Genomic DNA, 24534 nt, shown 5'->3' on the forward strand with positions numbered 1-24534 from the left:
CACTGTGTTGAACGGTTCGCTCGCTGCGCTCGCTCATACGGTCACCGCGGCCTCGGGCGCGACCGGCGTACGACGGCGCCAGACCTCGGCGACGACCAGGCCGGTGATGATGTCGTAGAGACCCCACCAGGCGGCGACCAGCGCCATCCCGCCGAGGCCGTCGAAGTACGTGAAGACGAGCAGCAGCCCGAGACCGGTGTTGCGGACGCCGACCTCGAACGTCATCGCCTTCTGCTGCCGGACGGGCAGCCGGGTGGCGCGGGCGATCGCGTAGCCCAGCGCGAGGGCGAGCGCGTTCTGGAGGAAGACCGCCAGCAGGACGATGGTGATGTAGTCCTGGAAGATGTCGAAGTTGCCGACGAAGCCGAGCACGATGATGGCGGCCAGCAGGATGAACGACACCGGCCCGACGATCTTGTGGGCGCGCGCGCCGACCCGCGGCCAGATCCGTGAGATGCCGATGCCGGCGACGAACGGCAGGCCGATCACCAGCGCGATCTCGCCGAACGTCTCCCAGATGCTCATGTCGACTGACTGCAGCAGGTCGTCACCGGCGGGGGAGAGGCCGCCCCAGAAGGCCAGGTTGATCGGCAGCAGGAAGATCGACAGCACGTTGCTGACCGCGGTCATCGAGACCGACAGCGCCACGTCGCCGCCCGAGCGGTGCGTGAGGATGTTGGAGACGTTGCCCGGTGGGCAGCACGCCACCAGGATCATGCCGAGCGCGACCGAGCCCCGGACATCGAGCAGGATCGTCAGCAGGAAGGTCAGCGCCGGCAGCAGCACGAACTGCGCCACGACGCCGATCGCGATCGGGACGGGCCGCCGGATCGCGGCGGCGAAGTCCTCGAGCTTGGTGTCCAGCGCGACCCCGAAGAGGATCAGCGCGATCACGACCTTGAGGAACGTCAGCGACCCCGAGTCGAAGTCGATCTTGATGTCGTCGAGGTCGGTGGCCAGGATGGTCAACTGGGCGAGCATCAGCGCAGCCTCTCGATCTCGGACCGCACCGCAGAGCGGTAGGCGTCCTTGTTGACGTAGTAGGACATCCGTTCCAGCCCGAGGTAGTGGTATCCGCCGGACAGGTCCGGCCGCGGCCCGGCGATCCGCTCCTCCAGGGCGTGCGCGGCCGTCGGCGCCGTCGAGCGGGCCCGGAGGTACGACGCGACCAGCTCGGCCTGCTCGTAGCGCCCCTGCCAGCCGATGCCGGAGGCCTCGATCATCCCGAGCACGAAGAGGTTGGGGTCCTCCTGCGTGAAGATGTTGAGGTAGAGGTCCGGCGCGCTCCCATGGCCCGCCCACCGCAGCAGCTCGGGGCTCAGGAACGGGTAGTGCAGGTGGTAGCCGGTGGCCAGCACGATCACGTCGTACGCCGTCCGTGAGCCGTCCGCGAAGACGACCGCGTCCCCGTCGAGGCGGCGGATGTCCGGCTTCACGCTCAGGTCGCCGTGGCCGAGGTGGTGCAGGATCAGGGAGTTCACGATCGGGTGCGACTCGTAGATCTTGTAGTCGGGCTTCGGGAAGCCGAACCGCACCGGGTCGCCCGTGAACATCCTGAGCACCCGCGAGTCGATCGCCTGCTTGATCCGGGGCGGCAGCGGCTTGCCCTGGTTGAGGGTGTCCGAGGGCTTGCCGAAGAGGTACTTCGGCACGAAGTAGTAGCCGCGGCGGACGGCGATGTCGACCGACGCCGAGTGGTGCACCGCGTCCACGGCGATGTCGCAGCCCGAGTTGCCCGCACCGATGATCAGCACCCGCTTGCCCGCGAAGACCGTGGGCGACTTGTAGGCGCTGGTGTGGAACATCTCCCCGTCGAAGCGGCCCTCGAACGTCGGGACCGACGGCTCGCTCAGCGTCCCGTTCGCAGCGATCACCCCCGCGTGGCGGCGCTCGACCCGCCCGTCCGGGCCCTCGCTGACCACGACCCAGCCCTCTCCCTCCGGCCGAGCCGAGATGACTTCGGTCCCGAACGCGAATCCGGAAGCGAGGTCGTGGGTCGACGCGAAGTCGCGGAAGTACGCCAGCAGGTCGCGGTGCGAGGGGTAGTCGGCCACCTCGTCGCGCATCGGGTGCTCGGTGAACTCCGTGGTCCGCTTCGACGAGATCAGGTGCGCGGACTCGTAGACCGTGCTCCGCGGTCCGTCGATGTCCCAGAGCCCGCCGACCCCCGCGGCCAGCTCGTAGCCCGACCAGGGGATGTCGAAGCGCTGCAGGTTGCGCGCGGCGGCCAGGCCGGACGGGCCGGCGCCGATGACGGCGTACGAGGCCGGATTGTCGAGCGGGCCGGTCGAGTTCACGAGAGGCATGATGGCCGCATGCGTCCGATGCTGGCTACCCGTGGCACCCATGTGCCAAGTGGCGACACCTGGACCCACGAGGTGAAGTGGGACGGCGTCCGCGCGCTCACCGAGGTCCGCGACGGCACCCTGCGGATGACCAGCCGCAACGAGAACGCCATCACGATCGCCTGGCCGGAGCTGTCGGCCAGCCCTCTCGGCGACCGTGACCTGCTGGTGGACGGCGAGATCATCGCGCTCAACGCGCGGGGCCTGCCTGACTTCCGTACCCTCCAGGACCGGATGCACGTCCGCAAGGCGACCACCGCCGCGCGCCTCTCCGTCGAGGTCCCCGCGATCTACATGGTCTTCGACCTGCTCCGCCTCGACGGCCGCAACCTCCTCGGGGAGTCGCTGCAGGTCCGGCGGGATCTCCTGGCCGGACTCGAGATCAACGGGTCGTGGCAGGTCCCGGCGCCGTACGACGACGGAGCGATGCTCCACGACGCCACGCTCCAGCAGGGACTCGAAGGCATCGTCAGCAAGCGGCTGACCTCGACGTACCGCCCGGGGGAGCGCAGCCCGCACTGGCTCAAGTTCGCGCACCGGCACCGGCTGTCGTACGTCGTCGGCGGCTGGCGCCCGCAGGAGGGCTCGTCCGACCGGCTCGCCGCCCTGCTCGTGGGGGAGCCGACGTCCCAGGGGCTGCTCTACCGTGGCCGGGTGGGCAGCGGGATCGGTCCGAAGCAGAGCGCGGTGCTGGCTGAGCTGGTCGCCACGCTCGGACGAGCCGACAGCCCGTTCGACGACGAGGTGCCCAGGGTGGACGCTCGGGGCACCCACTGGCTGGAACCGGCGCTCGTGATCGACATCGACACGCACGGTCGTGGGTACGACCGGTTGCGGCAGCCCTCGTTCCAGGGGGTCCGCCCCGATCTGAACCCGGAGGACCTGTGACCACCCGTCAGACTTCTTGCCGGATCGCCGTAGCCCTGCTGGTCGGAGTCGCCGGCTTCCTGGTGCCGGCGCCTGCCGGTGCCGAGAGGAGCCACGTCCGCCTCGACGGCGTCGACGTACGCCTCCACGCGGGCACCACCCAGGTCGTCACCGTCAACCGCACCACCGGCCACCGTGCCCGGGTGACCCTCTGGGCGTACGCCGACGGTCGCTGGCAGCAGCGGATCCGGGCCTTCGACGGCCGGATCGGGTACGGCGGCCTGGTGCCCGGCTCGCGACGGGTGCAGAACACCGGCACCACGCCGCTCGGGACCTACGACCTGCCCTGGGCCTTCGGCATGCACGGCCGTGACGCCGCCTGGGACCTGCCGTACCGCAAGGTCCGCAGTGGCGACTTCTGGGTGCAGGACAACCGGTCGCCTCATTACAACCGCTTCCGCAACCGGAGCCAGGGCGGCTTCCGTTGGTGGCTTCCGCCGAGCGACCCCAACTCCTCCGAGCGGCTCACCGACTACCGATCCCAGTACGAGTGGTCGATCGTCGTCGACTTCAACCGCGACCAGGTGCGACACCGCGGCTCCGGGATCTTCCTGCACGTCAACGGATCGGGCGCCACGGCGGGCTGCGTGAGCGCACCACGCTGGTTCATCCAGAGGTTGATGGCCCGGCTCGATCCCGACCGCAAGCCGCTGATCGCGATCGGCCGCTGATGGCGAAGCCGGCGCCCGAGAAGGAGGAGGTCCGCGTCCAGGTCGACGGCCGCACGCTGACCATCAGCAACCTGCACAAGGTGCTCTACCCGCGCACCGGCTTCACCAAGGGCGAGGTGCTCAACTACTACGCGCAGGTCTCGCCGGTGCTGCTGCCGCTGCTGAAGGACCGGTGCGTGACCCGGATCCGCTGGCCGCACGGGGTGCAGGAGTCGAGCTTCTTCGAGAAGAACACCCCTCCGGGGACGCCGTCGTGGGTGCGCACCGCGAAGGTCCCCACGACCGGCTCGCGGGCTCAGTCCAGCGGCGACACCCTCGTCTTCCCGATCGTCGACGACCTGGCCACGCTCACCTGGCTGGCCAACCTCGCCGCACTCGAGCTGCACGTCCACCAGTGGACGGTCGGCCGCAACGGCCGGCCGCGCAACGCCGACCGCCTGGTCATCGATCTCGACCCGGGGGAGCCGGCGGGCCTGCACGAGTGCTGCCAGGTCGCGCTCCTGGTGCGCGACAAGCTGGCCGACCGCGGCCTTGCCACCCGGCCCGTCACCAGCGGGAGCAAGGGCGTGCACCTGTACGCCGACCTGCCGAAGCGGCTGCCCTCCGACGAGTCCACCGCGCTGGCGAAGGAGGTCGCCGAGGAGCTCCAGGGTGAGCACTCCAAGCTCGTGACGGCGACCATGACGAAGGCCCGCCGCGGCGGGAAGGTCTTCCTCGACTGGTCGCAGAACGCCGGGTCCAAGACCACGATCTCGCCGTACTCCCTGCGCGGCCGCGAGCGGCCCGCGGTCGCGACCCCGGTGACCTGGGCGGAGGTCGAGGAGGGCGCGGACGACCCGCTCGGACTGGAGCAGTTCACTCCGGAGCAGGTGCTGGCTCGCGTCGCCGAGCACGGCGATCTCTTCGCTGCCACCGAGTAGAGCCACAGGCACCCCCCGGATTCTGTTACCAAACGGTGGGTCCGGTGTTGACCGGTCGTGGAGGCCCACCTCCTAGCGTTCTGGACATGACCATCGCGACGACCACCGCACCGACCCGTACGTCGGTCGGGCAGTTGAGGCGGTTCGTCATCCCGGGCGCGGTCATCGCCGCACTCGCGGTGCTCGCGTCGGTCACCGGGATCCCGTGGACGGGTGCCAGCGAGGCGGCGACGGGGGTCCGCCTGCAGGCCGAGCCCGGCCAGGGGGCCACGCTCACCATCAGCAAGCTCGAGCCGGGTGACTCCGCGACCAAGACCGTGACCATCCGCAACTCGGGCGCCGGGGAGTCGCGGCTCTCGTTCGAGGAGAACGCCACGCCCGCCGCCTTCGCCGGCGGCACGCTGAACCTGGAGATCCAGCAGGACGGGCGCACCATCTACACCGGCCTGTTCGGCGAGATGAACGACGTGACGCAGGACGTCGGCCAGCTCGCTCCGGGCAGCGCCAGCACGTTCACCTTCACGGTGTCGTTGCCGGACGGCGCGCCGTTCGCCAACCAGGGGGAGCCGGCGGTCGCGACCTACACGTGGGTCAACACCGAAGTCACGGACGACTAACAACTGAAGAGCTGGGACCGATAAGGCCGTAGGGCTTGACGGTCCCGGGTATGAGGTGGCCGCCCGCGCATCTGGGGGGAGCGCGGACGGTCGCCGTCAGACCACACGGGCGTGAGTGCGGGTGCACCGGGAGGATGCACCACACGATCGCTCTGAGAACGGGCCTGTCGGGCCGGCGCTGTCGGGGGGAGCGCTGGACCGGCGGGTCCACCCCCCCCGTTGCTCTCGGACAATCTCGGAAAGCAAGCACCATGGAGATCGAAACAGCCCCTCGCCCCCCGGCGCCGACGCCGTGGGGGCGCTTGCTGCTGTTCGTGGTGCTGTTCGGGCCGGTCACGCTCCTGGTCCTGCTCCCGATCGGTCTCGGCCTCGAGCGCTACGTGATGACGGGCAGCTCGATGGACGGCGGCATCGACCGCGGCTCGATCGTCTTCGAGCGGGTCGTCCCGGTCAGCGACCTCCGGGTGGGCGACGTGATCACCTACGCGCATCCCGGTGCCGACGCTGACCAGGACGCGATGGTCACCCACCGGATCGTGTCCATCCGACCGGAGGGGATCCGGACCCAGGGTGACGCGGAGGCGACCGCCGACCCGTGGGTGCTGCGCCCGGGCTCTCCGACGATGTCCCGGGTCGAGTTCACGATCCCCTGGATCGGGTGGGCCTACCTGCTGCTCTACCGGGCGCAGGGGTGGATGCTCATCCTGGCGTCGGCAGCAGCGCTGGTGGTCCTGATGTCCCGACGGATGCGTCACCGCCCAGCGAGGCTGCGTCGACCAGACGTGGTCGAGCCGGACGAGAGCGAGCCCGCTCCTGAGGCTCCTGAGACACGTGTGGACGGACGTGACGCCGCAACGCGGGTGGCGAAACCGTGAACAGTGCGCTCGACTACGACCCCCGTGGCCCTATGCTCGCTCCCATGGCGCAACGGGTCCTGGTGGTGGAGGACGAGGAGGACATCGCGTTTCCCCTTGTTCGCACCCTAGAGCGCGAGGGCTATGACGTCGAGTGGGTCGAGAGTGGCCAGAAGGCACTCGACGCGCTGGCCACGATGCCTGAGCTCGTGATCCTCGACCTGGGTCTCCCGGACATCGACGGCCTCGAGGTCTGTCGACGAGCCCGGGAAGCCGGCTACACGGGGGCGATCATGATCGTCACCGCCCGTGCGGGCGAGCTGGACCGGGTGGTCGGCCTCGACTACGGGGCCGACGACTACTTGGCCAAGCCCTTCGGCCTGGCCGAGCTGCAGGCGCGTGTGCGCGCCCTGTTGCGCCGTACGTCCTCACCACTTCCGGGCAGCGCCGATGAGCCGGCCTCCCCCGACGAGGTGCGCATCGACGTCGAGGCCCGACGGGTCTACGCCGGGACCGACGAGGTCCCGCTCACCGGCAAGGAGTTCGAGGTCCTCTCGATCCTGGCCGCCAACCGGGACAAGGTCGTCTCCCGTGGTCGGCTGATGGCCGACGTGTGGGACGAGAACTGGTACGGCTCGACCAAGACGCTCGACGTCACCATCGGTCGGCTCCGCCAGAAGCTCGAGTCCGTAGGCGTGACCGATCGCGTGGTAGCCGTTCGAGGTGTGGGATTCCGCCTCGAAGGCGGACCCGTCGATGCGTGAGCGGCTCACCGCAGCTTTCATAGTCCTGAGCGTCGTCCTCCTCCTGGGGGCCGGCCTGGTGCGCACCTACGTGCTGCAGGACCTGATCCGGGAACAGGTCGCCGGCCAGCTGAGCCAGCAGGCCGACCTCGTGGCCGCCATCATCGGCGACCGGGAGGCCGCCGGTGGAGCCGTCGACGAGGACTTCCTGCAGCCCCTGGTCGGCCCGCAGGACCGGCTCCAGTACGACGCCGGCGGCGCGGAGGTCGTCGTCACCGGCAAGGACTACCAGGGCGAGGACGACGACGGCGACGGAGACATCGCCGCCACCGCCACCGTCGACGGCGCCGGACGAGTCACCGTCAGCCAGTCGTCGTCGGTGATCCGCGACGTGATCGGTCGCGACATCGGCTCGATCACCGCGCTCTTCGTGCTGATCGCGGTCGCGGCCGGCATGGCGGGCTTCCTGATCGCCACGGCCCTGTCCGCGCCGTTCCAGAAGCTTGCCGTCGCCGCGGCGGCGCTCGGCCGTGGTCGCTTCGACCTCGACCTGCCGAAGACCCGCATCCCCGAGGCCAGCTCGATCGCCAACGCGCTGCGCTCGAGCGCGCTCGCGCTGGAGGACCGGGTCCACCGCGAGCGCGCGTTCGCCGAGCACACGTCGCACGTGCTCCGCACGCCGCTCACCGGAATCCGGCTCGAGCTCGAGGACCTCAGCTTGCGCGACGACCTGCCCGAGGACGCTCAGGAGACCGTCAAGCGGTGCCTGGCCAAGGTCGAGGAGGTCTCCGCCGTCGCGGCCGAGCTCGTCGAGATCACCCGCCGCGGCAGCCTGGTCGTCGGTGCCGAGGTCCCGCTCTCCGATCTCTCGACGCAGCTGGCCCAGCGCTGGGCGGACCGCCTCGCCGCCCGCAACCGGGCGCTCACGGCGGCCGCCGAGGGCGACCTGACCCTGACCTACACCCCAGGCCCGGTCGAGCACGCCACAGACCTGCTGCTCGCCGACGTCGTACGCCGCGGCACCGGTGCCGTGCGGATCGTCTTCAACGCCGAGACGGAGGGCCACCTGCGCGTCACCGTGCTGTGCGCGGGCCGGACCCCGGAGAGCGAGCTCGGCGGCGAGACCGTCGACCGGATGAGCCAGGTGCGGGCCGTCGTCGAGGCGCTGGGTGGCCGGGTCACCGGCGAGCACCCCGCCGACGGCATCGAGGTCCTGCTGCCGCGCCGCTGACCCGACCGGTGGCTCGACCCGACAGAATGGGCGCCATGACACGCCCCGTGGAGACCTGGCTGACCGACATGGACGGCGTCCTCGTCCACGAGGAGGTGCCGATCCCGGGCGCCCAGGAGTTCATCGAGGCGCTCAAGTCGTCGGGCCGGCAGTTCCTGGTGCTCACCAACAACTCGATCTTCACCCCGCGTGACCTGCGCGCTCGGCTGCTCGGCAGCGGCATCGACGTGCCTGAGGACGCGATCTGGACCTCGGCGCTGGCTACGGCCCAGTTCCTCGAGGAGCAGCGCCCGCACGGCACGGCGTACGTCGTGGGTGAAGCTGGCCTGACGACCGCTCTGCACGACGTCGGCTACGTGATGACCGACCGCAACCCCGACTACGTGGTGCTGGGCGAGACCCGCACCTACTCGTTCGAGGCGATCACCCGGGCGATCCGGCTGGTGGCGGCCGGCGCCCGGTTCATCGCGACCAACCCCGACCCCAGCGGCCCGAGCCAGCACGGCCTGCTGCCGGCGACCGGCTCGGTCGCGGCCCTGATCAGCACGGCGACCGGGCGCACGCCGTACTTCATCGGCAAGCCCAACCCGCTGATGATGCGCAGCGCGCTCAACCGGCTGCAGGCGCACTCCGAGACCACCGTGATGATCGGCGACCGGATGGACACCGACATCATCAGCGGGCTCGAGGCGGGGCTGCGCACGATCCTCGTCACCACCGGGTCGACGCGCCCGGAGCAGATCGAGACGTTCCCCTACCGGCCGACGCGGGTCGTCGACTCGATCGCGGACCTGGTGGCCGAAGTTGCCGGCCGAGCTTCTGGCGGGAGCGCTCCCACCGCCGTACCCTGACCGCGTGACCCACGCCACCCGCGCCCCGAGGTCGGGCGCGTGAGATCGGGGCGCCCACGATCTGGGGCAGTGTGGCAGGCCGCGCCGCTCCGGCTGGTCCGGACTCCGGGCTGGCTGGCGCTGATGCTGGTAGCGGTCACGCTGCTCGTCGCGTCGTTCGTCGCCCCACCGCTCTTCGCCGCGACCGCCCGGTCCACCGCGCTGGCGGAGGGCCTCGAGGATGCGGCCGGGGTCCCGTACGGCGCGGACTCGGGCGACCTTCGGGTCACCTGGGACGCCGTCGTACCGACCCAGGGCGAAGCGCTGTTGGTCGGGCGGATGGACGCGCTGACGGGCTACAGGCCCCCGAGCATCGGCGCCTCGTCGGTCGGTCAGAACCGGACCCGCAAGGCCGTCGTCACCGCCGGCAAGGGAGCCGAGGCCTCCACTGTGGAGCCCTCCACTGTTGAGCCCTCCACTGTCGAGCCCTCCACTGTTGAGACCTCGGCGCTCTGGTACCACGCCGGCGCGATCGCCGCGCTCGGCGGCGACGAGGATGCCCCCGGGGTGTGGCTCACATCGGACGTCGCCCAGCGACTCGGCCTCGAGGTCGGCGACCAACTCCGGATCGGCCTGCAGCAGACGTTCCTGACGGAGGGCGGCCGGCTCGCTCGGACGGTCCTGGCCGGCACCTACGACCCGGCGCCCGACTCGACCTTGCCGGTCCAGCTCCGCGACCAGCCGGACGCCGAGCGCTGGTACCTGCCGACCGACCCCGACAACCCGTCCGAGGGGACGCCGCTCGCCATCGCGAGCCGTCCGGTCTTCGACAGGTTGGTCCTGGCGTCCGGCGACACCCCGCTCTACTTCGCCGACCTCGCCCTGGACACCGAGATCACCCCCGACCAGGCGACGACCACGGTCCAGCAGGTCCAGCGGCTCGCCGACGACGCCTACGACCAGTCCCAGCTGCTGGCGCGCTACCTCCTCGACGCCGAGCCGATGGGCGCCGAGCTCCAGGTCGCGTCCGGCCTTCCGGACATCGTCTCCGACGCCGACCACACGGCCACCAGCGCGCGCGACCAGGTCCGGCCGTACGCCGTGGCGGGGCAGGTGCTCGCCGCTGCGCTGCTCGTCGCCGGCTGGGTGCTGCTCGGCCGCAGCCGCCGCCGAGAGCAGTTACTGGCCTCGGGCCTCGGCCTTCGACCGGACGAGGTGGCCGGTCTGGCCGCGCTCGAGATGCTGCTCGTCTGCCTGCTCGCCGTCCCGGCAGGCCTCGGGCTGGCCTGCCTCGGCGTACTCGTCGCCGGCCCGCCGACCGACAGCGGACTCACCGTAGGGCGGTCGGACCTGGTGACCGGGGTGCTCGCCGCGGGTGGGGCGCTGCTCCTGATCACCGCGACGGCGGGTCTGGCCGCGGCCGGCACCGACCGGGTCGACCGACTGTCCCGGCTGGGGCGCGGACGCCGCGGCCTGCCGTGGACGGCGGCCCTCCTCGCGGCCACCGCGGTGGTCGCCGCGGCCGTCTTCACCGTCGACGTCGTCGACCGCAGCGCGACCGTGCTGACCATGGCGTTCCCGGTGTTGACCGCCGCGTCCGTGGCGGTGCTGGTCGCCCGCGGGCTCGCGTGGCTGCGGGCCCGGCGTCCCGGCGGTGCTCGCCCCGGCAGCGCACGCTGGCTCGCGACCCGGCGTAGCGGCCCGATCATGCGGGAGGTCACCGCGCTCACCGCGGTGGTCGCGATCGCGCTCGGCCTGTTCGCCTATGCCCTGACCGTCCAGCGCGGGATCGACGAGGGCGTCGCCGACAAGACCGCCTCCCTGGCCGGCGCAGCGACGTCCATCGAGGTGGCGGACGACTTCCGTGGCCAGCGCATGCGGGGAGTGCTCACGCCACCCGCCGACGACACCACGATCGTGTGGCGGCGCACCGTCACCCTGCCGCCCGACTTCGGCGACCAGCCCCTCCTGGCGATCGAGCCGGAGTCGTTCGACGGCGTCGCCGACTGGGGTGCCTCGGGTGAGCTGGACGCCGGGCGGGAGCTCCTGAAGAAGCTCGACCGCAAGGGCCACGGGCTCCAGGTGATCCTCGCCGGCCGCACCCACTTCGAGGCCGGTGACCAGGGCACGCTCGACTTCAACGGTGAGTTCCAGATCCCGTTCGAGGTGGTGGGCGTCGTGGCGGCGTTCCCGGGCTCGGAGAGCGAGACCGGCGATGTCACGGTGATCGCCGCGAGCCGGCGGCTCTTCCGCCTGGTGCTGCCGACGGTCGACCCGCGCAAGCCCGGGGCGACCAGCGACACCGCCGGAGTGTTCACGTCCTGGGTGTGGTCGAGCGACTCGCCGGCGCAGCTGCGGGCCTCGCTCACCGGCGCCGACGTGTCCACCGACGGCGACGTCGTCAGCGCGACCGATGAGGCGATCACCAACGGCCTGGTCGCCTCGACCTGGGCGGCTGGCTACGTGCTCGTGCTCGGGGCGGTGATGCTCGTGCTGGCCCTCGCCGGCGCGCTCGTGCTCGCGCTGCGCCTGGCCGACCGCGACACGGTCTCCGACGTACTGCTCGCACGGATGGGCTGGTCGTCTCGCGAGCTGGCGCGGGCCCGTGCCTGGGAGGTGGCGTACGCCGTCGCGACGGCCGTCCTCGCCGCCGTGATCGCCGGCGCCGTGCTGGTGCTCGCGCCGACGATCATCGACGCGGTCGCGACCATCCCGCCTCTCACCCGGCCCCGGCCGGCCGTCGCCGACGTCGTCGCCCTGCTGGTCGTCCTGGCCGTCACCGTGCTGCTCGCCTGGCTGCTGGGCGCCCGGCGCGCTCGCCGGCGGATCCCCGCGGAGGTGCTTCGTGCCGGAGGCTGAGAGCGTGACCGACCCGGCCGCGAGCTGCGAGGACCTGGTGAAGGTCTTCCGCTCCGCGACCGGCGAGACCCATGCCCTGCGCGGCATCGGGCTCGAGGTGCACCCCGGCGCCCTGACCGTCGTCGCCGGGCCGTCCGGCTCGGGCAAGAGCAGCCTGCTCACCATGCTCGGTGCCCGCGACCGCCCGAGCGCCGGGACCCTGACCGTGCTCGGCGGGGACATCGGGGCCGCCTCCACCCGTGACCTGCGCCAGCTGCGGCGCCGGCGGATCGGGTTCGTGCCGCAGCGTTCGGCGCTCGGGGTCTTCCCGCACCTGCGCGCCGTCGACCAGCTCCGGCAGGTCGCCGGTTGGCGAGGCGCCCGCACCGACGACCCCGCGGACGCGCTCGCCGCCGTCGGGCTCGGGCACCGTGCCGACCACCTGCCGCTCGCGCTCTCCGGCGGCGAGCAGCAGCGGCTCGCCGTCGCGCTCGCGCTCGCCGGCAGCCCCGCTCTCATCGTCGCCGACGAGCCGACCGCCGAGCTCGACCACGCCAACGCCGACGTCGTCGTCGATGCGCTCCTGGCGGCGGCAGCCGCCGGCGCGGCGGTCGTGATCAGTAGCCACGACGAGCGGATCATGCACCGCGCGGACCGACTGCTGCGGCTGCGCCACGGCGTCCTCTCCAGCGAGACCACCCGCCGCGACACCACTGGGGTCATCGACGCGACCGGCCGCCTGCAGCTGCCGCCGGCGGTGCTCGACCTCTTCCCATCACGGCGGGTCGTCGTCGAGATCGGGGCCGACGGCGTACGCCTGCGAGCTCCGGAGGAGGAGTCGTGATCGGGCTCGAGCTGGTGGAGATCGCGCACGGGTACGGCGTGGGGGAGCGCCGCGTCGAGGTCCTCCACGACGTCTCCCTGCGCGTCGAGCCGGGCGAGCTGGTCGCGCTCGCCGGGCCGTCGGGGTCCGGCAAGTCCACGGTCTGCCACCTGGCCGCCGGGATCGAGCGGCCGGACTGCGGCACGGCGTCTCTCGACGGTCGCCCGACCGTCGAGACGGCCGACTGGTCGCTGGTGGCCGTGGTGCCCCAGCAGCACGGCCTGCTCGCGGGCCTCACGGTCGAGGACAACATCGCGCTGCCGGCGCACCGGACCGGCGTCGACCCGGCGGAGGCCCTCGTCCGGCTGGCCTCCGCGCTCGACCTGACGGCGTTCGGGCGGCGCAGCGTCACGGAGACCTCGTTGGGCGAGCAGCAGCGGGTCGCGATCGCCCGAGCCCTGATCCTCGACCCGCGTCTCGCGGTGCTCGACGAGCCCACCGGGCACCAGGACGACGACCACGTCAGCCAGGTGATCGGGGCGCTCGCGGACGCCGCGCGGGCCGGGTCGGCGGTGCTCGTCGCGACCCACGACCAGCGGGTCTGGGAGGTCGCGCACCGCGTCGTACGCCTCGAGGACGGGCGCGTCCTGGCGTGAGAACCCGCTGAGTCACACCGCTCGAACTGTGTGATCTGCGTCCAATCGAACCCCGGATTCACGCGGGGGATGTGGCGTGCGCCACGGCAACCGCCGCTGGTGGAATCGCGATCGGCACTTCTGGTGGCTACCTTCGTTGACGATTGCACCAAGCACTACCGGTTCCCGAGCACGCCGAGTCCTGCCCGCTCATGGCACCGGTCCGCAAGGTCGGACAGTCCGTCCGGCCGACGATCACAAGTTGCACGGGCAGGAGTGGGGGAACCACCTTCGCGGTCTTCGGGCCGCTCGGGGTGAAGCCGCCGACTGGCGGCCGGGCACCTTCCTCGCCCGAACCCGACAGCTCACCTCGCAGGCGTGGGAAGGAAACCACGCTATGTCTCTCGCCCTGCCCACTCTTGCCCGCGCCTGCGGTCGCACCGGTGTCCGTGCCGCCCTCAGTGGCGCGCTCGCCGTCGGCCTGCTCACCTCCGCGCCGGTCTCCGACGTCCACGCCGCCACGGTCGGCACGCACGCCGTCTCCCAGGCGAAGGCCACGCCCAAGCACCACAAGCCGAAGCACCACAGGCCCAAGCCGAGCCGGGTGGAGCTGGCGATGCGGACCGCGGTTGCGCAGAAGGGCGACCCCTACGCGTACGGCGCGTCCGGGCCGCGCAGCTTCGACTGCTCCGGGCTGACCTTCTACAGCTTCCGTCGCGCGGGCTTCTCGCGGATCCCGCGGACCTCGTCGGCACAGGCGCACTTCGCGCGGCACATCTCCCGCGGGGCGATGAAGCGCGGCGACCTGATGTTCTTCACCGGCAGGGGCGGCGTCTACCACGTCGGCGTGTTCGCCGGGTGGGGCCACGGTCGCCGGCTGGTGCTGCACGCGCCGTACTCCGGCACCCGCGTCCGCACCGACCGGGTCTGGACGAACTCGTGGTTCCCGGGGACGCTGCGCGGTCGCTGACCGCTCGCCCGGGGCTCAGCGCCAGGTGAACGTCGCGAGGCTCTCGTCGATGATCTTCTGGCGCTCGGCCTCGGGCACCTTGTTCTCGAACTCGAAGTCGATGCCCGTCTGGAAGCCGTCGTTGAGCACTCCGAAGGTGTCCAGGTGGCTGTCCTTGTTGGGCGTGCCGCTGAGGTGGTAGAAGGTCAGCCCCGCGATCTCGACGTCCGGCTCGCGCTTCATGTCACCGAGCCGGCCCTGCAGCGCGGCCTTGGCCTGCAGGTCGACGGAGATCTCCGGGCCGGGGAACTCCAGCTGCGTGAGCCGTACGGCGCCGGTCCCGGTGGGCGGATTCGCCTCCGTGCCGAAGTCCAGGAAGTCCTCCAGCTGCTTCCACCCCTTCGGAGCGTTGATCGTGGCGTGCGGCATGTCCAGCAGCACGCCGGTCGCCGGGGTCACGCTGGCCGATGCCTCCTCGGTCGGGCTCGGCTCCGACGAGTCCGCGGTGGGCGACGCGGTTGCCGACGGTGTCTCCTCGGCCCCGGCCTTCGGGTCGTCGTCGCTGCAGCCGACGAGCGCCAGGACGAGGCCGGCAGCCGCCACGGCGGCGTACGCGCGAGAGCGCGCTGGGTGCGACACCGAGCCAGACACGGGAGCCTCCTGGTGGTCCGAGAACGTCGTCCTCAACCTTAACCAGCGCGGTCAGCGCCGAAACGCGGCCCGAGTCCGTGCCGGTCCGGAGGTTTTGCCCGCTCGCCAACGGGGGAAGTGGCCGTACGACGACGTGATCGACCAGCTGGACGCTTCATCGGGGGAAGGTGACGAACAGATGCAGGTGTTGGATGTTCTGACCACACTGGGGCTTCCGGAGGAGCTCATCAATCAGTGCCGCGACATCCTCCAGGAGCATGCGGGAGCTGTGGGGAAGGCGGCGCCACCGGAGTTGACCGGTCTCTACGGGGGGTCCGCGAAGGGCGCGATGTTCGACCACCACACCGCCGTCGCGCACAAGCACGTGATCGAGGCACTGGACCAGATGGTGCTCGGCCTGCAGGGCTTCGCCGACAACCTCGACGGCTTCGCCAAGGACCTGCACGAGAACGACCAGCAGGCCGCGGCGGACCTGACGCCGACCCGCAAGAGCCAGCTCGCCGACATCGGCAACTGCTTGGACAGTCCCGACCTGCGCACCAACACGACGTGCCAACCGCCCGCGGGAGGTGAGGGCTGATGGTGCGCGGACCTCAGGTCGAGCGGCTCACCACCGCCGTCACCGGCACCGAGCCGACCGTCGTCAGCACCGGAGCCAACGACTGGCGTCGATGCGGCACGTTGCTCGAGACGATCGCCGTCTACCTCCGGACCTCTTCCCAGGGAGTGCGGCACGCGATCGGCGGGCAGACCGGGCCCGCGGTGGACGCCGCGTTCCAGAAGTCGGCGGAGGCGATGACCCGCAAGGCCGCGGTGCTCGGCAATGGGGCCGGCGCCCTGGTCGCGGTGAGCGACGCGATGCAGGCGGCGGCCGACGTCCACACGACGATGACCGACATGGCCGCGCCCACGGCGTACCGCGCCCCGGTCGGCAACCCGACCGACGAGGAGCTCCAGCAGCAGGCGCAGAGCAAGGCGAAGGAGCAGGCCTTCGCCCAGGCGTACGCCGCGCAGGAGGAGAAGGCACGGGCCGCCGCCGATGCGCTCGACGAGGCCTTCGAGAAGCAGATCTTGACGATGAAGGAGATCCACGGCGAGCCCGACCCGCCGCTCCCGCCGCCTCCGCCGAAGCAGCAGCCAGGCAGTGCCGGCGGCTCCTCGGGTAGTGCTGGCAGTGGTGGTGCCGCGGCGGTGCCGCACCTCCAGGGGCGGCCGGGCGGCGGCCACGTCGAGGTCGGCTTCGTCCCCTCCAACAACGGACACCACGTCGACTACGCCCCGACGGGCGGGGGCCACGACTCCCACGGCAACGTCCCCGGTGGCGGGTCGACCGGATTCCCGGCGACCCCCGTCGATGGGACCGTGTCCGGTGGGTCCGGGACGCCTGGCTCACCCGGACTCGGCGGCATCGGCACTGCCGGAGCGACGGCTGGCGGCATGGCCGCCGGCCTGCTCGGTGCCAAGCTCACCGGTGCGCTCAAGGGCGGGCTGTTCCCGACCTCCGGCGGTGCGGCCGGCACTGCCGGTACGGCGGGCCGCGGCACGGCCGCGAGCGCCGTACGCGGCATCGGCAGCTCGGCGCGCGCGGGCGGGGCCGGCACCATCGGGCGCTCGGGTGCGGCGGCAGGATCCGGTGGCACTGCCGGCCGTGCGGGTGCCGGCGGCACCGGCGGCGCGGGTCGTTCCGGATCGGGCGCCGGGGCAGGACGCTCCGGCTCTGGCGGTCGCGCGGGAGCGAATGCCGGCGGCCGCGCAGGTGCGGGTGCCCGCGGTAGCGCTGGCGCCGGCGGTCGGTCCGGCCGCGGCAAGGACGACGAGAAGGGCAAGAAGAAGGAGCTCTTCGACGTGGGTGAGGACTGGGTCGACGACGAAGGTGCGGCGCCTGGCGTACTCGACTGACCAGCACCTTGCCAGAGCGCACCACCTTCTCGAAAGCGAAAGATCGATGACCTCACCCCTGCTGCGTCGTTTCTCCTACCTCGTCACGGGCGTTGTCGCCGCGGGGCTTCTCGCGGGGCCGGGCACCGGCCCGGCACCCGATGCCACGGCGGCCGCGTCGGCGACCTCCGTCGACAGCACCCGACTGGGCTCCGATTCGGACCCCGTCCGGGTGCGGAAGAGCTATCCGGTGGTCGCGAGCGCGCGCATCGGCACCGTCCAGGTCGGCAAGAAGATCCGGATCGTCGGGTCCGTCACGACCCGGCACCGGAAGCGCCCGGTGACCCTCACCGAGCGCAAGGGCCGCAAGTGGAAGGTGATCGCGCGCAAGAAGTCGAACCGCGTGGGCGCCTACGCGTTCAAGATCCCCGCCGGCCGCAAGGCCAAGGTCCGCGTGTTCCGGGTCGAGACCAAGCGGTTCCACGGACTGCGCGGCGGCACGACGCGGGCCCTGAAGATCAAGGTCGTCAAGGCGCCGCCGACCGCCCCCACCAACTTCGACGCGCCCGAGTACCTGCCGGCCGGGTACGTCGGCGCGGGCAGCACGACGTACGGGCCGGGCTGGGCGCTCTTCGCCGGTGGCTCGCGCTGGAACCCCTGCCGCACCATCCGCTGGGCCTACAACCCGACGGGGGAGAAGTACGCCGCGCTGCCGGACATGCAGCGCGCGTTCGCTCGCCTGGCCGGTATCTCGGGCCTGCGGTTCCGCTACGTCGGTGCCACCTCGTGGCGCTACCTCGGCAACCTCCAGGACCCGGCCTTCCCCGCGAGCACCGCGGACATCGCCGTCGGGTGGGCCAACGACAGCGAGCTGCCCACCCTCGCCGGCAACACCGTCGGCTACGGCGGCTGGTCCGGCCCCGAGGTTCGCGGCGCCGACGTGCAGTACCGGATCAGCAGGGGCTACCTCATCCTCGACAACGGCGCGACCCTCCAGCCTGGCTTCGACCAGGTCGGCTGGGGCTCGGTGTCGATGCACGAGATCATGCACGCTCTCGGCCTCGACCACGCCGGCGAGCCGGTCCAGATGATGTACCCCGAGCTCACCGCCAACAACGTCAACCCGGGCGCCGGCGACATCACCGGTCTCGGGAAGGTCGGGTCCGCGTCCGGCTGCCTGAACTGACAGCCGGCCCGCCTCGACTCCCCGGAGGCGTTGCGGTCAGCCGACCTTCGTGATGACGGCCTGCGCGCCGGCGACGACGTCCTGGGTCGTGTCGTCGGTGCGCAAGGACCCGCGGACGTAGATGGTCGTGGGCGTGGTGAGCTCGACGATCTGGCTGCCAGTGGTCTGCCCGGCGTTCGCGGGGTCCAGGGGGTCGTTACCGTCGGGCAGGTCTGCGGTGAAGAGCGTGCCGGGGATGTTGGTCGCCGATCCCGCGTCGGGTCCGCGGTAGAGGGTGACGACGCCGTAGTTCTCGGTGCTGGCCGGAGTCAGACTGTAGAACTGCGCCGTGACGTCGACGAGGTACCGCCCGGCCGCCAGGTCGAAGGTCAGCAGGTCGACCTCGGAGTCGCTACCCCCGTTGAGCTGGTCGGCCGGCAGTGGCACGATCCAGTACCCACCGCTCGGGACGGCGCCGGGAGTGGTCTCATCGGTGATCGACAGCGACACGTCGTTGACCCCAGGTGCGCCGTCGGTGCCGTTCGTGCCGGCGGCGCCGGTGTCGCCCTTCTCGCCCTTGTCCCCCTTCTCACCCTTCGCGCCCGGGGATCCCGGGGTGCCCTGACCGCCCCCGGCGATGGCCGCGCGCACGCCCGGCTTCAGCTTGTGGATGCCGACGCTCTCGGGAGCGATGTTGCGCGTCGTGATGGTGTGCTTCGCGATCTCATCGCCCGTGACGAGCTTGCCGGCGACGGCGCCGGTGGCGCTCCCGGCGATGAAGAGGCCGGCAGCGGCGACGACGGACAGACTGACCCAGCGCGCGCCCCGGTCGTCGACTGCTGGGTTCTGCCACATGGACCGTTCCCTTCCCGCCAGCCGCCTGCTTGCCGTACCGTACTAAGTACGAGAGGTGGTGGAGGGCTTGGACGCGGTGTCGGTCGTTGGGACACGTCCGGACGTCAGGGGCGGGAGTGGCCGCGCGATCTCGGGCGTCGCCGTGGCCGGCTACTACCTGGTCTCGGCGGTCGTGTCGCCGCTCGGCGGGCGCCTCGTGGGTCGCCTGGGTCCCGGGCTCGCCATGCGGCTCGCGTGCGGCGGCGCGAGCCTGGGCCTCGTGGGCATCGCCGTGGCCTCCGACGCGCACACCATCGTCATCGCCCTCACCCTGCTCGGTCTTCCCAACGCCCTGGTCCAACCGGCTGCCAACCAGGTCCTCTCCGACACGGTTCCCGTGCGTCGTCAGGGGGTGGCGTTCGGTCTCGTCCAGTCGGCGATCCCGTCGGCGACGCTGCTCAGTGGTGTCCTGCTCGCCGTCTTCGGGAGCCAGGACAGCTGGCGCGCGGCGGTCTGGTCGGTGGTGGCGCTCACGCTCGCGGCCCAACTCCTCATCCGCCTGCCGGCCAAGTCCGCGCGGATGGCTTCCGACCCTTCGGCACCCCTGCCCTCGCTGCCGGCACCGGTCGGTGGGGCACCCCTCATGGTGGGGCTGGTGGTCGGGGCCGTGCTGGCCTCGGTCGCCGCGACCAGCCTGCCCTCGTTCGTCGCGTCGACCGGGGCGGCGCGTGGGCTCACGCCCGCGCAGGTCGCTGTCGTGCAGGTGGTCGGCAGCCTCGCCTGCATCGGCCTGCGGGTGCTCGCCGCGTGGCGCGGCTCGCTGCTCCCTGGTGCGCGGATGTTGGGCGGCGTGGCGGGGATGCTCCTCGTGGGCACCGCGGGATACGCCCTGTTGGCGACCTCGTCGGCGGTCGTGTTCGGGGTAGGGGTCGTGGTCGCCTACGCCTTCGGGTGGGGCTGGAACGGGCTGTTCAACCTGAGTGTCTCCCGCGCCCGGGCGGGTCGCGTCTCCGGGGCGACCGGGCTGACCCAGGGTGGCGTCTTCCTCGGTGGGGTCGTCGGCCCCCTGCTGTTCGCCTGGGTGCTCGACACCCACGGGCTCGGTGCGGCCTGGTTGGTCGTTGCCGGCGGCGCCATCGCGGCGTCCCTGTCGATCGTGTACGCCGTCCGGCGCTGGGCCGGTGCGGGAGAAGTGGAGGTTCGGTGATGGTGACGGACGAAGAGGGGGTGCTCGACCTGATGGTCGAGTCGCTGACCCTGCTCGCGGACGGGGTGATGCAGGTGACGCTGGTCGACCCCGACGGCGGCTGGCTGCCCGTGTGGTCGCCCGGATCGCACGTCGACGTCGACACGCCGGGAGGGCTGCGGCAGTACTCGCTGTGCGGCGATCCGGCGGACCGCCGCCGCTACACGGTGGGAGTGCTCCACGAGCCGGCCTCGCGGGGAGGTTCGTCGTACGTCCACGAGGTGCTGCGGCCCGGCGACCTAATCGAGGTCGACGGCCCGCGCAACCACTTCGAGCTGCTCCCCGCCAAGCAGTACCTGTTCATCGCCGGCGGAATCGGCATCACGCCGCTGCTGCCGATGCTGCGCGAGGTCGCTGCTCGCGGCGAGGAGTGGCGCCTGGTCTACGGCGGCCGCTCCCGCTCGTCCATGGGCTTCCTCGACCAGCTGGCCGGCTACGGAGACCGGGTCGAGCTCTGGCCCGCCGACGAGCGCGGACTGCTCCCGCTCGACCGGCTGCTGGAGGACGCCCCCGAGGGTCTCGGGGTCTACTGCTGCGGGCCGTCCGCGCTGCTCGACGTGGTCGAGCGACGCTGCGACGCCCTGCCGCAGGTCAGCGTCCACCTCGAGCGATTCACCGCCAAGGACCTGTCGGGCTTCGAGGACCGGCCCGTGACCGTGGTCTGCTCCCGCAGCGGCATCGAGCGGGAGGTGCCGGCCGGCATCAGCATCCTCGACGTCCTCGAGATCGAGGGCATCTCGGTGCCCAACGCCTGTCGCGAGGGGGTCTGCGGCTCGTGCGAGGTCGCCGTCCTCGACGGCGTCCCCGAGCATCGCGACTCGATCCGCACCGGTGCGGAGCTCGACGACACTGCCAGCCTCGCCGTCTGCGTCTCACGCGCGACGACGTCCCGACTCGTGCTCGACATCTGATCCCAGGAGGAACCGTGACCGCCACCGCCGACGAGCCGCGCGTCGCCAAGCGCCGCGCCCGCACCGTGAAGAAGACCGAGCCCACGCCCGAGTCGCCCGGCAACGACTGGTCGTCTTGGCCGACGTACGACGCCGCCTCCCGCGGCTTCCGCAACTACTGGTACCCGATCATGTGGGCTGAGCAGATCGGCCAGAAGCCGGTCCCGATCACGCTGTTGGGCGAGAAGATCGTGCTGGTCCGCGAAGGGGACCAGATCCACGCGCTGCACGACCGTTGCCCGCACCGCGGCGTACCACTCTCGCTCGGCCGCCGTCAGTACGAAGGCACGATCAGCTGCCCGTACCACGGCTGGACCTACCGCCTGGACACCGGGAAGATGTGCGCAGCTCTCACCGACGGTCCGTCGTCGCCGATCAACGGCAAGGTCGGGGTCCGGACCTACGCCGTCGAGCAGCGCCTCGGCCTGGTCTGGATCTACGTCGGAGACGACGACCCGGCCCCCGTGGAGCGTGACATCCCGGCGGAGCTCGTCGAGAACGACTTCGTGCTCGGCGGGCGGTGGGACATCCGGCCGGGCAACTGGCGCTTCGCCGCCGAGAACGGCTTCGACGAGGGGCACGCCAAGTACCTCCACAACACCGCGCTCTGGCGACTGTTCAAGGTGATGCCGGCATGGAACGAGACGCGCATCGTGGAGAAGGACGGCTGGTTGATCCGCGTCCAGGACGCCGTTCACTGGGAGGCCGAGTTCCCGGGCCTGGGGACCTGGACCAACAAGCGCTGGTGGAAGCGGATGCCGTTGCCGGACGCGCCGGGCAAGGCCGCGGACGTCAACCCGGTCATCCAGGGTCTCGACATCCCTGGCTTCGTCTCCATCCGGATGCCCGGTCTCCTGCGGGTCGCCTACCCGCACTTCATCCACTACGAGTGGTACGTGCCGGTTGACGAGGACACCGTGCGCTACGTCCAGATCATGGTGCGCTTCGAGAAGGGGACGAAGGCAACGGCGTTCAAAGCGAAGTACCTGGGGGCGATCCGCTGGCTCTTCCACGGGCAGTTCACCGCTCAGGACGCCTGGATGGTCGACGTCATGGACGCACCGCCTGAGAAGCTCTACCGCCCGGACCTGTCGTTGACTGCCTGGCGGCGTCACATCGAGCAGGTCGCGCCCACCGTCCAGCAGGACCCGACGGTCCGTGTCAGCAAGTGAGCGAGGGGCCGGCGGAGAGCCAACGCTGGCCCATCGTTGGACCTGTCGCACGGGGCACGGCGACCCGGTGCTCTTCCTCCACGGCGGCGGACCCGGGTGTGCGAGCCACACGGACTTCCGTTCCGCAGCCCCGGTCCTGGCCCCCGAGCGCCCGCACCTCTTCATCGACCTCCCGCAGTACGGCGGATCGGCGGCGCCCCCGCACGACGAGCCCGCCCTCGCCCGGCACGTGCGCGCCCTGCGAGCCACCTTGGACCATCTCGGGGTCGGTCGGGTCGACGTGGTGGCCCAGTCCCTAGGCGGCGCTGTGGCACTGCTGCTCGCCGCCGTCGAGCCCGACCGGGTGGCGCGGATTGTCGCCACCGGCAGCCAGCCGGTGCCCGACGAACGGTCCGACACGGCGCTCGCGGTCGCTGCCCGCCGTCGCTACTACGCCGAGCAGGGTCCCAGTCCCCGCGCGATGCGGGAGCTGATGGCCCGGCTGGAGTGGTGTGAGCCGCGCAGGATCCCGGAGGTCACAGTCCGGGAGCGGTTCGCCGCCAGCATCACGCCCTGGGCGCTCGCGGTGGCGGACGGCACTGGCCGCGGCACCCAGCAGAGCCTGGCCGAGGAGCTGCCGACCGTGTCCGCACCCACGCTGTGGGTATGGGGCGCGCACGACCCGTTCTCGCCCCCGTCGTACGCCGCCGACCTGGCGGACCTGATGCCTCGGGCCGAGCTCGTCGTCGTGGACGGCACCGCCCACCATCCCCAAGCCGAACGGCCGGACGAGTACGCCCGGTTGGTGAACCCATTCCTCGATCGGAAGGACCTTCCATGACCATGACCCGCGCACTGCGCTCCCTGGGCGTTCTCGCCACCCTGCTCGCGTCGGCCTGGGTGGCACGCGCGGCGCTGGCGCGGCTGAACGGGACCGTGGTCCGCGACGTCCGGGGCGCACGGTGATCTCGATCGAGGAGCGGGTCGCCCAGGTCATGGGCCACGTGGACGCCGATCTGCTCCGCGACATCGTCGTGGGCCTGGTCGACATCGCGAGCCCCACGGGCGAGGAGCGGCCGCTGGCCGCTTGGGCGGTCGACCACCTGCTCGGTGCCGGGGTCGATGCGCACCTCCAGCCCCTGGACGATCTTCAGGCCAACGCCGTCGGCCGGATCCGCGGCACGGGCGCGGGCCCGTCGCTGCTGCTCTACGCCCCGATCGACACCCTCACCACCGGCAACCCTGAGGAGGACGAGCCGTGGGCCGCCGACCAGCTGCGTCCGGACATGCGGCCGCAGGCGCAGGTCGACGGTCACCACGTGATCGGTCTGGGGGCCAGCAATCCCAAGGGTCATGCCGCCTGTGTCATGGCCGCGGCCGAGGCGATCAGCCGCAGTGGCGTCCCGCTCCGCGGTGACCTGTGGCTCGGCCTCGGCGCCGGCGGCATGCCGACCAACCGCCGATCCCGGCGCGACCTGACTCGGGAGAACATCGGCCAGGGAGTGGGCTGCTCCTTCCTGCTGGAGCAGGGCGTCTACCCGGATGCGGCGGTGATCGCGAAGCCGGGTGGAGCGGTTGCGTGGGAGGAGGTTGGCCTGTGCTGGTTCGACCTGACCGTGCGAGGCACGTTCAGCTACGTCGGCAGTCGGCACCGGATGCCCTACGTCAATCCGATCGTCGAGGCCGGGAAGGTCGTGGCAGCGCTCGAGGAGTGGTTCCCGGAGTACGCCGCCCGACACACCGGCGGCCTGGTGGCGCCGCAGGGGAACATCGGGTCGATCCGCGGTGGCTTCCACCACATGCCCGCGGTCTCGCCGGCGTCCTGCGTCCTGCGCATCGACCTGCGCACCAGCCCGGACACGTCGCCGAACGAGGTTCGACGTGAGTTCGGCGAGCTGGTCGAGCGGATCCGCGCCCGGCACCCCGAGCTGGACCTCGACTGGGACCTGGTGCTGGCGATCCCGGGCACCAGGACGGCTCAGGACGCCCCCGTGATCGCCGCCGCGGTCGCCGCCTGGGAGGCCGAGCGCGGCCGTCCGCACGAGCCGATCCTTGCCAACAGCGGGGCGACCGACGCCAACATCCTGCGCGGACGCGGCGTGCCGACCGCCCGGATCGGGATGGACCGGATCGGACCTGACGCCCCGCTGGCGCTGGACTTCCCGTCCGGGATGAACGTCGTCGACGTGCGCGAGATGGAACGACTCACCCGCTGGCTGGTCCGCACGGCGCTGGCCGTCGACGACGATCCGGAGGCGTGAGGACGCCTCCGGATC

The 24534-nt window shown here is 71.6% G+C and carries 25 protein-coding genes and 1 riboswitch; of the genes, 21 read left to right on the forward strand and 4 right to left on the reverse strand.

The annotated features are described in order from the left end of the window. Positions 1-33 precede the first annotated feature (33 nt). Both ABEA33_RS06260 and ABEA33_RS06265 read right to left on the reverse strand, forming a co-directional pair. Positions 34-981, reverse strand: a complete 948-nt coding sequence (locus ABEA33_RS06260; RefSeq protein WP_345525839.1) for a bile acid:sodium symporter family protein — start codon at positions 979-981, stop codon at positions 34-36. After that, positions 981-2297 (reverse strand): flavin-containing monooxygenase, encoded by a 1317-nt coding sequence (locus ABEA33_RS06265; RefSeq protein WP_345525840.1) that lies wholly within the window; start codon positions 2295-2297, stop codon positions 981-983. Before ABEA33_RS06265 ends, ABEA33_RS06260 begins: the two co-directional genes overlap by 1 nt. Before the next feature lie 18 nt (positions 2298-2315). Between ABEA33_RS06265 and ligD (ABEA33_RS06270) the strand changes: the two genes are divergently transcribed. The 12 genes from ligD (ABEA33_RS06270) (at position 2316) to ABEA33_RS06325 (ending at position 14404) form a co-directional block, all read left to right on the forward strand. After that, the gene (gene ligD, locus ABEA33_RS06270) at positions 2316-3233 is read left to right on the forward strand and encodes a non-homologous end-joining DNA ligase (RefSeq protein ID WP_345525841.1); all 918 of its coding nucleotides are present in this window, start codon (positions 2316-2318) and stop codon (positions 3231-3233) included. After that, positions 3230-3943 carry a L,D-transpeptidase family protein gene (locus ABEA33_RS06275; protein WP_345525842.1) on the forward strand — a complete coding sequence of 238 codons (714 nt, stop codon included), beginning with the start codon at positions 3230-3232 and terminating at the stop codon, positions 3941-3943. Before ligD (ABEA33_RS06270) ends, ABEA33_RS06275 begins: the two co-directional genes overlap by 4 nt. Further along, the gene (gene ligD / locus ABEA33_RS06280) at positions 3943-4863 is read left to right on the forward strand and encodes a non-homologous end-joining DNA ligase (RefSeq protein ID WP_345525843.1); all 921 of its coding nucleotides are present in this window, start codon (positions 3943-3945) and stop codon (positions 4861-4863) included. Before ABEA33_RS06275 ends, ligD (ABEA33_RS06280) begins: the two co-directional genes overlap by 1 nt. An 86-nt stretch (positions 4864-4949) precedes the next feature. Further along, a complete protein-coding gene (locus tag ABEA33_RS06285) occupies positions 4950-5480 on the forward strand; it encodes a hypothetical protein (RefSeq protein WP_345525844.1) in 531 nt (176 codons plus the stop codon). Between the two features lie 251 nt (positions 5481-5731). After that, entirely contained in the window at positions 5732-6355 is a 624-nt protein-coding gene (locus ABEA33_RS06290) for a signal peptidase I (RefSeq protein WP_345525845.1), read from the forward strand. 44 nt (positions 6356-6399) lie between these two features. Continuing rightward, a complete protein-coding gene (locus ABEA33_RS06295) occupies positions 6400-7098 on the forward strand; it encodes a response regulator transcription factor (RefSeq protein ID WP_345525847.1) in 699 nt (232 codons plus the stop codon). Further along, the gene (locus ABEA33_RS06300) at positions 7091-8308 is read left to right on the forward strand and encodes a histidine kinase dimerization/phospho-acceptor domain-containing protein (protein ID WP_345525848.1); all 1218 of its coding nucleotides are present in this window, start codon (positions 7091-7093) and stop codon (positions 8306-8308) included. Before ABEA33_RS06295 ends, ABEA33_RS06300 begins: the two co-directional genes overlap by 8 nt. Before the next feature lie 26 nt (positions 8309-8334). Further along, entirely contained in the window at positions 8335-9159 is an 825-nt protein-coding gene (locus ABEA33_RS06305; RefSeq protein WP_345525850.1) for an HAD-IIA family hydrolase, read from the forward strand. Between the two features lie 69 nt (positions 9160-9228). Continuing rightward, positions 9229-11997 carry a hypothetical protein gene (locus tag ABEA33_RS06310; protein ID WP_345525852.1) on the forward strand — a complete coding sequence of 923 codons (2769 nt, stop codon included), beginning with the start codon at positions 9229-9231 and terminating at the stop codon, positions 11995-11997. Between the two features lie 4 nt (positions 11998-12001). After that, positions 12002-12820 (forward strand): ABC transporter ATP-binding protein, encoded by an 819-nt coding sequence (locus ABEA33_RS06315; RefSeq protein ID WP_345525854.1) that lies wholly within the window; start codon positions 12002-12004, stop codon positions 12818-12820. After that, positions 12817-13455 (forward strand): ABC transporter ATP-binding protein, encoded by a 639-nt coding sequence (locus tag ABEA33_RS06320; RefSeq protein ID WP_345525856.1) that lies wholly within the window; start codon positions 12817-12819, stop codon positions 13453-13455. Before ABEA33_RS06315 ends, ABEA33_RS06320 begins: the two co-directional genes overlap by 4 nt. Positions 13456-13670: 215 nt before the next feature. Next, positions 13671-13828: riboswitch (cyclic di-AMP (ydaO/yuaA leader) on the forward strand. Positions 13829-13831: 3 nt separating this feature from the next. Further along, on the forward strand, positions 13832-14404 hold the full coding sequence (locus tag ABEA33_RS06325) for a C40 family peptidase (RefSeq protein WP_345525857.1): 573 nt from the start codon (positions 13832-13834) through the stop codon (positions 14402-14404). Between the two features lie 15 nt (positions 14405-14419). On the opposite strand, the gene ABEA33_RS06330 is transcribed toward ABEA33_RS06325, so the two are convergent. Continuing rightward, on the reverse strand, positions 14420-15034 hold the full coding sequence (locus ABEA33_RS06330) for a hypothetical protein (protein ID WP_345525858.1): 615 nt from the start codon (positions 15032-15034) through the stop codon (positions 14420-14422). Positions 15035-15212: 178 nt separating this feature from the next. Between ABEA33_RS06330 and ABEA33_RS06335 the strand changes: the two genes are divergently transcribed. Genes ABEA33_RS06335 through ABEA33_RS06345 form a run of 3 tightly spaced genes read left to right on the forward strand, consistent with a single transcriptional unit; the run spans position 15213 to position 18098 of the window. Beyond that, on the forward strand, positions 15213-15614 hold the full coding sequence (locus tag ABEA33_RS06335) for a hypothetical protein (protein WP_345525859.1): 402 nt from the start codon (positions 15213-15215) through the stop codon (positions 15612-15614). Further along, positions 15614-16933 (forward strand): hypothetical protein, encoded by a 1320-nt coding sequence (locus ABEA33_RS06340; protein WP_345525860.1) that lies wholly within the window; start codon positions 15614-15616, stop codon positions 16931-16933. The genes ABEA33_RS06335 and ABEA33_RS06340 overlap by 1 nt, the downstream gene beginning before the upstream one ends. 46 nt (positions 16934-16979) lie before the next feature. After that, positions 16980-18098: a matrixin family metalloprotease gene (locus ABEA33_RS06345; protein ID WP_345525862.1), complete on the forward strand. Its 1119-nt coding sequence runs from the start codon at positions 16980-16982 to the stop codon at positions 18096-18098. 36 nt (positions 18099-18134) lie between these two features. Here ABEA33_RS06345 and ABEA33_RS06350 read toward each other — a convergent pair whose 3' ends face one another. Next, entirely contained in the window at positions 18135-18932 is a 798-nt protein-coding gene (locus ABEA33_RS06350; RefSeq protein WP_345525863.1) for a collagen-like triple helix repeat-containing protein, read from the reverse strand. A 58-nt stretch (positions 18933-18990) separates the two neighbouring features. Between ABEA33_RS06350 and ABEA33_RS06355 the strand changes: the two genes are divergently transcribed. From ABEA33_RS06355 to ABEA33_RS06380, 6 genes are all read left to right on the forward strand, one after another. After that, a complete protein-coding gene (locus ABEA33_RS06355) occupies positions 18991-20118 on the forward strand; it encodes an MFS transporter (RefSeq protein WP_345525864.1) in 1128 nt (375 codons plus the stop codon). Then, complete coding sequence (locus ABEA33_RS06360; RefSeq protein ID WP_345525865.1) at positions 20118-21068, forward strand: PDR/VanB family oxidoreductase; 951 nt, start codon at positions 20118-20120, stop codon at positions 21066-21068. Before ABEA33_RS06355 ends, ABEA33_RS06360 begins: the two co-directional genes overlap by 1 nt. Positions 21069-21082: 14 nt before the next feature. Further along, positions 21083-22279 carry a Rieske 2Fe-2S domain-containing protein gene (locus tag ABEA33_RS06365; protein ID WP_345525866.1) on the forward strand — a complete coding sequence of 399 codons (1197 nt, stop codon included), beginning with the start codon at positions 21083-21085 and terminating at the stop codon, positions 22277-22279. A 67-nt stretch (positions 22280-22346) separates the two neighbouring features. Further along, on the forward strand, positions 22347-23099 hold the full coding sequence (locus ABEA33_RS06370) for an alpha/beta fold hydrolase (protein WP_345525867.1): 753 nt from the start codon (positions 22347-22349) through the stop codon (positions 23097-23099). Continuing rightward, positions 23096-23224: a hypothetical protein gene (locus ABEA33_RS06375; RefSeq protein ID WP_345525868.1), complete on the forward strand. Its 129-nt coding sequence runs from the start codon at positions 23096-23098 to the stop codon at positions 23222-23224. Before ABEA33_RS06370 ends, ABEA33_RS06375 begins: the two co-directional genes overlap by 4 nt. Further along, positions 23221-24519, forward strand: coding sequence for a M20 family metallopeptidase (locus tag ABEA33_RS06380; protein WP_345525869.1), 1299 nt, complete (start codon positions 23221-23223; stop codon positions 24517-24519). The genes ABEA33_RS06375 and ABEA33_RS06380 overlap by 4 nt, the downstream gene beginning before the upstream one ends. Positions 24520-24534: the final 15 nt, after the last annotated feature.

It is taken from the genome of Nocardioides endophyticus, assembly GCF_039543845.1.
Lineage (GTDB): Bacteria > Actinomycetota > Actinomycetes > Propionibacteriales > Nocardioidaceae > Nocardioides > Nocardioides endophyticus.